9 protein-coding genes are annotated in these 10,554 nt (G+C 72.1%); 2 read left to right on the plus strand and 7 right to left on the minus strand.

What is annotated here, in order from left to right; translation table 11 throughout:
- Nucleotides 1-67 precede the first annotated feature (67 nt).
- The gene (locus GGR64_RS18290; protein ID WP_184647610.1) at nt 68-1,576 is read left to right on the plus strand and encodes a radical SAM protein; all 1,509 of its coding nucleotides are present in this window, start codon (nt 68-70) and stop codon (nt 1,574-1,576) included.
- Complete coding sequence (locus GGR64_RS18295; RefSeq protein WP_260303468.1) at nt 1,573-2,856, plus strand: nucleotidyltransferase family protein; 1,284 nt, start codon at nt 1,573-1,575, stop codon at nt 2,854-2,856. The genes GGR64_RS18290 and GGR64_RS18295 overlap by 4 nt, the downstream gene beginning before the upstream one ends.
- Nucleotides 2,857-3,010: 154 nt before the next feature.
- Here the strand turns inward: GGR64_RS18295 and GGR64_RS18300 are convergent, their stop codons facing one another.
- From GGR64_RS18300 to GGR64_RS18330, 7 genes are all read right to left on the minus strand, one after another.
- Nucleotides 3,011-4,147 (minus strand): glycosyltransferase family 4 protein, encoded by a 1,137-nt coding sequence (locus GGR64_RS18300; RefSeq protein ID WP_184647612.1) that lies wholly within the window; start codon nt 4,145-4,147, stop codon nt 3,011-3,013.
- Nucleotides 4,144-5,292: a glycosyltransferase family 4 protein gene (locus tag GGR64_RS18305; RefSeq protein ID WP_184647614.1), complete on the minus strand. Its 1,149-nt coding sequence runs from the start codon at nt 5,290-5,292 to the stop codon at nt 4,144-4,146. The genes GGR64_RS18300 and GGR64_RS18305 overlap by 4 nt, the downstream gene beginning before the upstream one ends.
- A gap of 2 nt (nt 5,293-5,294) precedes the next feature.
- Nucleotides 5,295-6,806 carry a radical SAM protein gene (locus GGR64_RS18310; protein WP_184647616.1) on the minus strand — a complete coding sequence of 504 codons (1,512 nt, stop codon included), beginning with the start codon at nt 6,804-6,806 and terminating at the stop codon, nt 5,295-5,297.
- Nucleotides 6,807-6,829: 23 nt separating this feature from the next.
- Nucleotides 6,830-7,525: a class I SAM-dependent methyltransferase gene (locus GGR64_RS18315; protein ID WP_184647618.1), complete on the minus strand. Its 696-nt coding sequence runs from the start codon at nt 7,523-7,525 to the stop codon at nt 6,830-6,832.
- Nucleotides 7,522-8,754, minus strand: a complete 1,233-nt coding sequence (locus GGR64_RS18320; RefSeq protein WP_184647620.1) for an amidohydrolase family protein — start codon at nt 8,752-8,754, stop codon at nt 7,522-7,524. Before GGR64_RS18320 ends, GGR64_RS18315 begins: the two co-directional genes overlap by 4 nt.
- A gap of 2 nt (nt 8,755-8,756) precedes the next feature.
- Nucleotides 8,757-9,605, minus strand: coding sequence for a class I SAM-dependent methyltransferase (locus tag GGR64_RS18325; protein WP_184647622.1), 849 nt, complete (start codon nt 9,603-9,605; stop codon nt 8,757-8,759).
- A 108-nt stretch (nt 9,606-9,713) separates the two neighbouring features.
- Nucleotides 9,714-10,553 (minus strand): Wzz/FepE/Etk N-terminal domain-containing protein, encoded by an 840-nt coding sequence (locus tag GGR64_RS18330; protein ID WP_184647624.1) that lies wholly within the window; start codon nt 10,551-10,553, stop codon nt 9,714-9,716.
- Between the last annotated feature and the right edge of the window lies 1 nt (nt 10,554).

A 10,554-nucleotide genomic window follows, 5' to 3' on the forward strand; every position in this document is an offset into this window, starting at 1 on the left:
GCCACCTGCGCGCGGCCATCGCTGCATGCGCCTTCTCCCCCACGGCGCCGAACGAGACCTTTCGCCGATGCTCAAGATCCAGGTCAGCCACTCCTACTTCCTGCGCTACGACCCCAAGCAATGGGAGCGTGGCAAGCCGTATCCGCCGCTGGCCACGCTGCAGGTGGCGGCACTGCTGCGCCAGCACGGACACCAACTGACGCTGTTCGACGCGATGCTCGCCGAGGGTGTGGAGGACTACGACCACGCCGTTCGCACGCAGCGGCCCGACCTGGTGGTGTTCTACGAGGACAACTTCAACTTCCTCACCAAGATGTGCCTGAGCCGGATGCGCGAGGCCGCGTGCCGGATGATCGCCGAGGCGCGCGCCGGCGGCAGCCGGGTGATCGTCGCCGGCTCCGACGCGTCGGATCACCCGGGGGCATTCCTCGCCGCCGGTGCCGACGCGGTGCTGATCGGCGAAGGCATCGCGGCGTTGCTGGAACTGGTGGCGCGCCTGCAGGCGGAACCGGACATCGACCCGGCGCGCTGGGTGGCCGGCATCGCCGAAGTGGCCAGCGCGGTGTTGCCGCAACTCAAGCGCGCGCAGATCGGCGCGCGGCCGCCGGATCCGCGGCTGTCGGTGACGGCGGCCTGGGACCTGCTGGACATCGCCCGCTACCGTGCGTTCTGGCAGCAGCGGCACGGCCATTTCAGCCTGAACATGGCCGCATCGCGCGGCTGCCCGTTCCGCTGCAACTGGTGCGCCAAGCCGATCTGGGGCAATCACTACAAACGCCGCGAGGCGCAGGACGTGGCCGCGGAGATGACCCAGCTCAAGCGTAGCTTCGCGCCCGACCATGTGTGGATGGCCGACGACATCTTCGGCTTCCACGTCGACTGGGTGGAGGACTTCGCCGACGCGTTGGCCGCCGCCGACGGCGCGGTGCCCTTCACCATCCAGACCCGCGCCGACCTGTGCAGCGAGCGCATGACCGCCGCGCTGGCGCGGGCCGGTTGCCGCGAGGCCTGGATCGGCGCGGAGAGCGGCAGCCAGCGCATCCTCGACAAGATGACCAAGGGCACCGACGTGGACGGCGTGATCGCCGCGCGCCAGCGCCTCGGCGCGCAGGGCATCCGCGTCGGCTTCTTCCTGCAATTGGGCTACCTGGACGAGCAGCTGGACGACATCCTCGCCACCCGCCAACTGGTGGCGCAGGCGCGGCCGGACGACATCGGCGTCAGCGTGTCCTATCCCCTGCCCGGCACCGTGTTCTACCAGCAGGTCAAGGACCAGCTCGGGCGCAAGACGCATTGGCAGGACAGCGACGACCTGGCGATGATGTTCCGCGGCGCCTACGACTCGGCGTTCTATCGCCAGGTGCGCGACCTGCTGCACCGGCAGGTGGACCTGCAATGCCGTGAGGATGCGCGCCCGGCGCCGACGCATGCGCAGGACTGGGTGGCGCTGGACGCCGACTGGGCGGCGTTGATCGCGCGCGAGGCGCAGCATCGGACCGAGGCGCTGCCAGCGCCGCCGGCCAAGGCGGTCGCCGCCGGTAGCAGCCGCCGCATCCCGCTGGTGCAGCGCTCATGAACGACGTGGCGACGCCATCGAATCCCGCTGTGGCGGCCGACCCGCCGGCGGCGGTCCCCACGGTGACGCCGGCACAACTGCCGCTGCGGCGCATCGGTCGTGGCCTGCGCCTGGCCACCGAAACCTTGGCGCACGAGCTGGCGCGCCCGGGTGCGCCGATGCCGGCCTGGAGCGGTCTGCACTGGCAACTGGCCGCCGCGGCGGCGGTCGCGCACGGCGTGGCGCCGCTGCTGAGCCAGCGCTCGCAGTGGCCGGACCGACCGTGGCGCGCGTTCCTGGACGGGCAACGCGAGCACGTGGCACATCGCTACCAGCGCATCGCCGCACTGTTACAGCGGATCGATGCCCTGGCGCAGACCGCCGGCCTGGCGATCGTGCCGCTGAAAGGCGCGGCGCTGCATGCGCAAGGCCTGTATCGCCCGGGCGACCGCCCGATGGCCGACATCGACCTGCTGGTGCGCCCCGAGGACGCCGAGCGTGCCGCGGCGCTGCTCGGTGCGCTGGGCTACGTGGCCGAGTTCGTGCAATGGAAGCATCAGACCTTCCGCCCGGCACAGGCGCAGGCCGTGCCGGCGCTGGGCGAGCACCGCGACACCCCGATCAACATCGAACTGCACGTGCGCATCCAGGAGCGCCTGCCGCTGCACACGGTCGACCTCGGCGAACGGATCCTGCCGCGCGACGGCAAGCCTGGCTTGAATCCCTACCCCAGCAACGGCGCGCTGATGAGCCACCTGCTGCTGCATGCGGCCGGCGGGCTGTGCAGCCGCAGCCTGCGGCTGATGCACCTGCACGACCTGGCCCTGCTCGCCCCGCGCATGCGCGCCAGCGACTGGCAGGTGCTGACCGGCGCCGATGCCTGGTGGGCATGGTCGCCCTTGCGGCTGATGTTGCGTTACTACCGAGCGGCGATCCCGTCGGCGGTGCTCAAGCAACTGCGCGCGCAATGCCCGCCGCTGCTGCGGCTGCGCACGCGCGGGCTGGACCTGACCGCGGCGTCGTGCTCGCAACTGTGGCTACCGGCAGTGCCGGGCATCGAGTGGGCGCGTTCGGGCCGCGAGGTGCTGGACTATCTGCGCCAGCGCCTGCAGCCCTCGGCGGAAAGCCGGCAGGAACGCGCCGAGATGATCCGCACCCAACTGTGGTTGCAGGGCCAGGACTGGGTGCGTCTGCCGCAGCGTCGCCGCGTGCTGCAGCGGCTGCTGCGTCCGGTGCCGCGGATGGACACGCTGTACGCGGTGCGGACGGCGCTGCAGGGGTATGTGCCGTCGTCGGATTGACGCACGCCCTCATCGAGCGCGCAGTAAAAGACCGTCGTAGGAGCGGCTTCAGCCGCGACAGCCATTGTGGCGGCGCATGTCGCGGCTGAAGCCGCTCCTACCACAAAGCGTGATTCCGTCTTGAAGGCGAAGCGCCGGAATGCCGCGCTGCGCGTCAACCATGCTGCGCGGCGCGCCGGCCATCGGCGTTGCGCGGTGCGCATAGGCGCTGATACAGCGCAGTGAAGCCGCGCACGCTGCAGTCGGCATCCTCGCGCACGGCCCGGCATTGCGCCGCCCAGGCCAGACGCAGGCGCAGTTCGTCGTCGCTGAGCACCTGGCGCAGCGCATCGGCCAGGCCGGCCCAGTCGCCCACCGGCACCGCCAGCGCCGCCGAGGGCGCCCACTCCTGCAGATGCCCGACCGCAGTGCCCACCGTCGGCACGCCCGCCACCGCCGCTTCCAGCAGCACCAGCGGCCCGGCCTCGTGCTGCGACGACAGCACCAGCAGATCCGCCGCCTCCACCAGCGGCCGCAGTTCGCGCTGGGTCTTGAAGCCGAGGAAGCGCACGCGCTCGCTCAGCCCCAACGTGGCAACCAGGCGCTGCATCGCGCCGTCGAGGGTGTCCACGCCAACCAGGTCGACGCGGAAGTCGACCCCGGCGCGGACCAGCGCGGCGAGTGCGCGCAGCAGGGTCGTCTGGTCCTTGACCGGATTGAGGCTGGCCACGTGCAGCAGGCGCGCCGGCCCCTCCCCGCGCGCACGCGGCGGGCGCGGCGGCCAGGCGCGCAGGTCCACGCCCAGCGGCACGCGTTCGGCGGCGATGCCCAACGCCCGCAGGCTGTCGAGGATGGGCGCGCTGGCGGCGGTCACCGCGCTCGCCAGGCGCAACACCAGCGCCTCGCGCAGCCGACCCTGCCATTTGCGCCGGCCGCCGTAGCCGATGGTATGCAGCGCGACCAGTTCGCCGCCGGCGATGTGGACGAGGCTCGGCCGCCGCAGCCAGCGCGCCGCCACCACCGCGATCAGGCTGCAGTGGCCGGAAAACAGCGACTGCACCAGGTCGAACGGCGCGCGGCGGTGCTCGGCGCGGATCGCGGCGATCGCGCGCCAGCGCGTGCGCACCGCGCCGATGTTGTGGATGTGCGCGCCCAGCAGCTCCCACTGCGCCGGCAGCGGCTCCTGGTGCAGCACGAACACGTGCAATTCGTGCACGCGTGCCAGGCGTTCGATCAGGCTCAGGAAGGCCGGAATCACCCGGTACTCGCCGCTGCGGTCGACGCCGCCCGGCACCACCAGCGCCAGCTTCATGCTGCGCTCTGCGGCGCGGCGCCGAGCAGCTGCGCATAGGCGCGTGCCCAGCGCCGCCCGACCGCCGAGAACGACAGCTGCGCATCGAAATGCGCGCGCACCAACGCCCGCGACGGCCCGTCGCGTGAGGCCTGCAGCAGCGTGGCCGCCAGGCGCTCGGCGTCGCCGCAGGGCCACAGCGCGCCGACCCGGCCGCCATCGCTGAGCGCACGGAACGCGGGGATGTCGGTCAGCACCGGCACCGCGCCGCAGGCATAGGCCTCCAGCGCGGCGTAGCCGCAGCTCTCGGCCAGGCTGCCGGACACGAACAGGTCGGCCGCACGCATCAGGGTCTGGATCTGCGCGTGCTCCACCCGGCCCAGCAGGTGCACGCGGCCGGCCAGCCGCGGATCGGCCTGGAGGCGCTGCTGCACCACCGGCAGCAGCGGCGCATCGCCGAACGCGCAGAACAGTTGCAGCTCGGGCAACTGCACGCTGGCGCGCGCCACGCCTTCGAGGACGGTGAGCGGATCCTTGCCCTCGCTCAGATGGCCGACCCACAGCACACAGGGCGCGCCGTGCAGTCCGCTGTCGCGGCGCGCCTGGTCGCGCTCGCCGGGAGTGAAGCGGCAACTGGATTCGGGAATGGCGAACAGCCGCGTGGATCCGGCGAACAGCCCGGCACCCACGAAGCCGCGCGCCAGGCCCAGCGAGGTGAAGGCGATGCCGGCGGCGGCCGCATACCAGCGTCGCCACTGCGGCCGCCGCCACCAGCGCGGCGGACGGTTGGCGTGGTCCTGCAGCAGGATCGGCAGCGACGGCCGCCAGCGCGCCAGCGTCGCCGCCTCGCGCGCGAACTGCAGGCCGTGCACGTGCACCACGTCGGCATCGAGCTCGGCCAGCAACGCGGCGATGCGCCGCAGGTGGCGCCGGCGTCCGGCGTCGGCGCGACGCACGAAGTGATAGTCGACGCCGTTGCGCCGCAGCTGTGCATCGACCGCAGCGGCCTGGATCACCGAGACGCGGGTGCCGGCGCTGGCCACGGCCTCGGCGATATCGGCCAGCGATGGCCACAGCGCGAACGCCTGCTCCGGCGTCACCCCGTCCGGCAGCGGCACGAAGTTGAGCTGCACGGCGTGTACGGCGCGGGCGGCGTTGCCGGCCATGCTCAGATCCCGGACGCCTGCGGCCGGTGCAGGCGCACCAGCCGGTTGGCCAGGTTCAGCTCCCATGGCCGGTCGTAGCGCCGGTAGCGGTAGCGCCACGCGGCCAGGGCGCTGAGGCCACGCTTGGCCCAGCCCGGCGAGCGCGGGTCCTGCGCGGTGGGATAGCGGCAGCCGAGCACCGTGACGAAATCGCGGATGCGCTGGCGCAGCGCATCGGTGAGCCAGGGCGCATCGGCGTGGCAGGCGTAGTCCACCCACTGCGGTTGCGCCCATTCCTCCGGCGTGCGCGGGAACTGCACTGGCACGCCGTCGCGGTCGAGCAAGGGCATGCCGGCGCGGCGGCCGCGGTCCTTCTCGTGGCGGCTGCTTTCCGGCAACGGGGTGTACACGTAGACGATGATTTCCGACTGCGGGTTGATCCGCTTCAGCTCGCGGATGAACTCGAAGGTCTGCTCGGTCTCGCGCTCGCTGTCCTGCGGCGGCGCGACCATGAACGACAATTCCGGGATCACCCCATTGCGCCGGCACAGCTCGGCCACTTCCAGGGTCTGGTCCGGGCGCGTGCCCTTGCGGATCTCCTTGAGCATCGCCCCGCTCGGCGACTCGGCACCGATGTAGGCCATGCGCAGGCGGCTCTTGCGCACCAGTTTCCAGGTGCTCTCGGACAGGTTGAGCAACGCGTCGGCGCGCGCATAGCACCACCATGGCATCTCGAGCTTCGCCATCACCTCCAGTAGCGGGATCATGTCGGCTTCGCGGTCGAAGAAGTTGTGGTCGAAGAACTGGATCGAGTCGGCGCCCAGGCCGTACTTCAGATAGCCCAGCTCGCGCTCCAGGCGTGCCGCGGTCGGCAAGGCGGTGGCGCCGCCGAACATCGCCGCCACCCCGCAGAACGTGCAGCGGAAGCGGCAGCCCAGCGCGGCCTGGTGCGAGGCGGTGCGCTGGCCGAGGAAGGTGCGGCCGAGATAGCGACGCGGCTCGCCGAGTTTTTCGTAGGGCAGCGACGGCAGTGCATCGCCGCGCTGGAAGGCGCGGTTGCGGTTGTGCACCACGGCGCCGTCTTGCTTCCAGGACAGCCCGTCGACCTGCGCCAGCGTCGGCCCCTCGCCGCGCAAGGCGGCCAGCAGTTCCGGCAAGGTGTCCTCGCCCTGCGCGCGGATCGCGTAGTCCACGTACGGCGCGGCCAGCGCGGTGTCCGGGTACAGCGTGGGGAAATAGCCGCCCCAGACGATCGGCAGCGCCGGGAAGCGCGCGCGGATGGCCTGCGACAGCGCGATCGACGGCGCCAGCTGCGGCCCGCCCATCACGCTGATGCCGACCGCATCGAAGTGCTGCTCCTGCAGCGCCTGCAGGCTGCGGTCGATGAAGTCGCGGTCGACGTTGCCGTCGATGATGCGGCTGTCGCCGTGGCGGTCCAGTGCCGCCGCCAGGTTCAGCAGCGACAGCGGAAAGCGGGCGCTGGACGGCTTGGTGATGGTGGGATTGACCAGCAGCGTGTTGGGTGTGGAGGACATACGGGGCGAACGCAGGACGGGGGTCACGGCAGGCGCCGCAGGCGCAGCACCAGGGCCACCGGCACCTGCAATGCAGCGGGATCGAAATGGGCGCCGGCGGGAATGTCCGCCGGGTCGAGCATCGGTTCGCTGACCGCGTCGATGGCCAGCCCCAGCGCGGCGCAGGCGGCGTGCCAGTGGCTGTACAGGTGCTGGGTGTGGCGCACCGCGTAGCGCTGACCGCCGGCCTTGAAGTCGCGGCGCCAGCCCAGCGCCGGGCCGATCGGGTGCACGTCGCTGCACAGCACCCAGCCGCCGGGCCGGGTGACGCGGCGCAGTTCCGCCAGCGCGGGCGGCAACTGCGGCAGGTGCCCCAGCGCCAGCGCGCAGAGGCTCAGGTCCACGCTGGCATCGGCGAGCGGCAAGGCCTCGAGGCTGCCTTCTTGCAAGGTGCAGCGGCCGGCGTCGGCATCCGCCAGTTCCTGCGCGGCGCGCGCCAGCATCTGCGGCGACAGGTCCACGCCGGTGACGTGCTCTGCGCCACGCTGCAGGGCATGCAGCAGGTAGCGGCCGCTGCCACAGCCGGCATCGAGCACGTGCTGGCCGCGCAACGATTGCGGCAGCAAGGCCAGCATGGCGCGCTGCTCGGCCTGCATCACCGGGTTATGCGCCTGCGCCGGGTAGCTGTCCGCCCACAGGGCGTAGGCGGCGAGCGGATCGAGGGTCGGGACTGCGCTCATGCGTGGCATACCTGCACCATGTCCGCCTTGCGCGAACGCGGCGGCGCAACTTGAAATTCCAGGCCCGGCTCCAGCGCCAGCAACTCAGGATCGGCCAGCTCCGCGGCCATCAGTTTGGGCACGCCGTCCAGCGTCACCGGCACCGTGTCCACGCCGACGGCGGCGAACCACGGCGCGAAATCGGGATCGGCGATCCGCGGCCGCCCGTCGCGCACCACCGCGCGCAGTGCACTGCGCGACAGCCCGACCAGGCTCTGCGCCGGTGCGCCACCGCGATCGGCGACGATCAGCAGATCGGCGTATGCGCCCGGCGCCAGATGCCCGCGCTCCGGCAAACGCAGGATGTCGGCCGCGGCGGTCGTGGCCAGACGCAGCGCCTGGGTCGCGTCGAGGCCGTGGGCAGCGGCCAAGCGCAGGTCCTCGAGCAGGTCGCGGCCGCCGCTGACCCGCGCATCGCTGCCCAGCGCCAGACGCCCGGCGGCGCTCAGGCGTCGTGGGTCCAGGGTGCATCCGAGCAGGGTCAGGTTGCTGCTCGGGCACCACACCACCGCTGCGCCGCAGGCGAGCACGCGCGTGACATCGTGCGTGCCCAGGCCGACGCCGTGGATCAGCACCGTGTTGTCGGCCAGATGGCCGCGCCGCTCCAACTCGGCGAGTTCGCCGGCGGCCACCGCGTCGGTGCCTTCGGCCAGGTGGATCATCCACGGCCAGCCGGCAGCCGACGCCGCGGCGAAGCTCTGCGCCAGCGGCGGGCCGTAGTCGGGGCCATGCAAGGTGTAGCTCCAGCCGAAATCGTGCAGCAGCGCCACCGGGAAGTCGGCCGCGTCCAGCGCGGCATGCCAGGGGTCGTGGTGGGCCACGCAGGTCACCCCGGCCAGCAGGTTCTTCAGCCCGCCATGGCGCAGCCGCAGCGGCTTGGGTAGAGCCAGCGCGGCGGCCACCGCCGGAGCGCGGAAATGCGCGGCGAAGGCGTCGATCCAGGCGTAGCTGTTGGCGAACGGCGCGGCCTGGGGCAGCGGCGGCACCGCATTGACGTGCAGATGCTCGTGGGCGTTGATCAAGCCCGGCAGCAGCAGGTGCCGCGGCAAGGCGATGTGCAGCGCCGCCGGCGTGACCGACGCGGCGACGCGACCGGCGCATAGCGCCAGCGGCGCGTGCACTGCCCCGCCGGCATGCGCGACACGCGCACCGTCCAGGCAGACGTCGACGGGAGCGGCAGGCGCGGCCATGCTCAGCGCTTGCGCATCACGATCAGGAAGTGGTCGCCCATGTCGCGCAGCAGCGGCCAGCCGCCGATGCGGTCGTCGAGGCGGCCCAGTGCCTCGCCCAAACGCGGGTGGCGCTGGTAGTGGTCGACCAGGTACGGCGGCGGCAGGCACAGGCTGAGCGCGCGGTACGACTCCAACTCGAAGTGCGGCGCGAACGCGCGGTAGAACTCGCGTGGGAAGTAGTACCAGGTCCAGATCGTGTGCCCGTTCATGCCGACCGCGGTGGCGCCGCGGGCGGCGCGGACGGCGGCACGGCGCAGGCGCCCGCGCAGCAGGTAGTGGCCCAGTTCCCACGGACACAGCCGGCCGATCACCGAGAACACCAGCCGGCCATCGCGGCGCAGCAGCCGTGCGCAGTGACCGGCGACCTCCGGCAGATCCGGCGCGCAGTTGAGCGGGCCGAAGTTGGAGTACATGCCATCGAACTCGCCATCGAGCAGATCCAGCTGCTGGATGCCGACGTGGGCCGCGCTGAGCCGGCCGTGCAGGCACGGGTCCTGCGCGCGGGCACGGGTGCGCTCGACCATTTGCGGCGACCAGTCGGTGGCCAGCACGCGGTAGCCGCGTTGGGCGAAGGCGTGCGCATCCAGGCCGGTGCCGCAGCCCAGGTCGACCAGGCGCGAACCGACCGGCAACTGCGTCGCCACCGTGTCCCACAAGGTGGTGCGCATGCGCTGGATCAGCGCGTTGTTGCCGCGTGGGCCATCGTAGTCCGCGGCCACGCTGTCGAAGGCGCGCTGCGTGTCCAGCAGCCGCACCGGGTCCAGAGTGGTCGTATGCGCCGTCGCGCCCGCCTTGCCGTTCGCTGTCACCTGCACCTCTCCACTCCCCTGCCCTCGTCGGAATCCGCGCGCATCGAGCGCGCGGTACTGACGGTAGGTGCGGCGGCGGCGCCGTTTGGTTGAATCGGCGAGGTGCCGTTATGCGGCAGCCGCAGTCGGCCGCGTCTGGCGGCGGCGCAGCGCGTTGCGCACCACCGCGGCCAGCACGCCGCCGCCGAGCCCGGCCAGCAGCGCCGCGGCCAGCACCAGCACCGGGTTGGGGAACGCGGCGCGCGGCGGCACATAGGTCTCCCAGGGCGCCGAGGTGTCGTAGGTGTAGCGCGCGCCGAGCCGGCCGAGCAGATCCTCGCGTTCGGCCTTGAGGCCGCGCAGCGTGGTGGTCTTCTCCGACAGCAGCATGTTGCCGAGCAATTGCTGCTCGACGCTGCCGCGGCCTTCGCGCTGCTGCTGCAGCAAGCGGTCGCGCTCGGCCTGGGTGGCGGCGATGTCCGCGGCCAGCGCCTGCAGCCGTGCATTGGCCTGCTGCAGCGGACCGGCCTGGATGCCCCGGTGCAGCGCCTGCAGCTGCGCGATGGTGGCCGTCGCCAGCTGCCGTGCCTGCTGCGGCGATTGGGCGCGCAGGGTCAGCTGGATCAGGTTGGCGTACGGGTCCGGATCCAGCTTGAGGCTGTCGCGGTACAGCGCGGCCTGGCGGCTGTCCAACGCTACGCCGGCGCCGCGCAGCACCTGTTCCTGGAACTGCCGGGTCTTGATCCGGTCGATCACCCGCTGGAACGGTTCCAGCTTGGGGTCGCGCCCGGACGGGGTCGGGCCGAACTCGCCGACCTGCACCCAGGCGGTGGCCTGCCACTGGCGGGTCGCGCCATGCAGGAACAGCGCCGCCAGCGCCAATGCGAGCAACAGCGGCAGCAGGCACCAGCGCCATTCCCGCCGCAGGATCCGCCACAGGTCGATCAGGTAGATTTCGTCTTGGGGCATG

The organism is Xanthomonas sp. 3307, assembly GCF_014199735.1.
Lineage (GTDB): Bacteria > Pseudomonadota > Gammaproteobacteria > Xanthomonadales > Xanthomonadaceae > Xanthomonas_A > Xanthomonas_A rydalmerensis.

Coding starts and splice junctions, on each gene's coding strand:
- GGR64_RS18290 (WP_184647610.1), top strand. CDS start 68: ATGCTCAAGATCCAGGTCAGCCACTCCTACTTCCTGCGCTACGACCCC.
- GGR64_RS18295 (WP_260303468.1), top strand. CDS start 1,573: ATGAACGACGTGGCGACGCCATCGAATCCCGCTGTGGCGGCCGACCCG.
- GGR64_RS18300 (WP_184647612.1), bottom strand. CDS start 4,147: ATGAAGCTGGCGCTGGTGGTGCCGGGCGGCGTCGACCGCAGCGGCGAG.
- GGR64_RS18305 (WP_184647614.1), bottom strand. CDS start 5,292: ATGGCCGGCAACGCCGCCCGCGCCGTACACGCCGTGCAGCTCAACTTC.
- GGR64_RS18310 (WP_184647616.1), bottom strand. CDS start 6,806: ATGTCCTCCACACCCAACACGCTGCTGGTCAATCCCACCATCACCAAG.
- GGR64_RS18315 (WP_184647618.1), bottom strand. CDS start 7,525: ATGAGCGCAGTCCCGACCCTCGATCCGCTCGCCGCCTACGCCCTGTGG.
- GGR64_RS18320 (WP_184647620.1), bottom strand. CDS start 8,754: ATGGCCGCGCCTGCCGCTCCCGTCGACGTCTGCCTGGACGGTGCGCGT.
- GGR64_RS18330 (WP_184647624.1), bottom strand. CDS start 10,553: ATGCCCCAAGACGAAATCTACCTGATCGACCTGTGGCGGATCCTGCGG.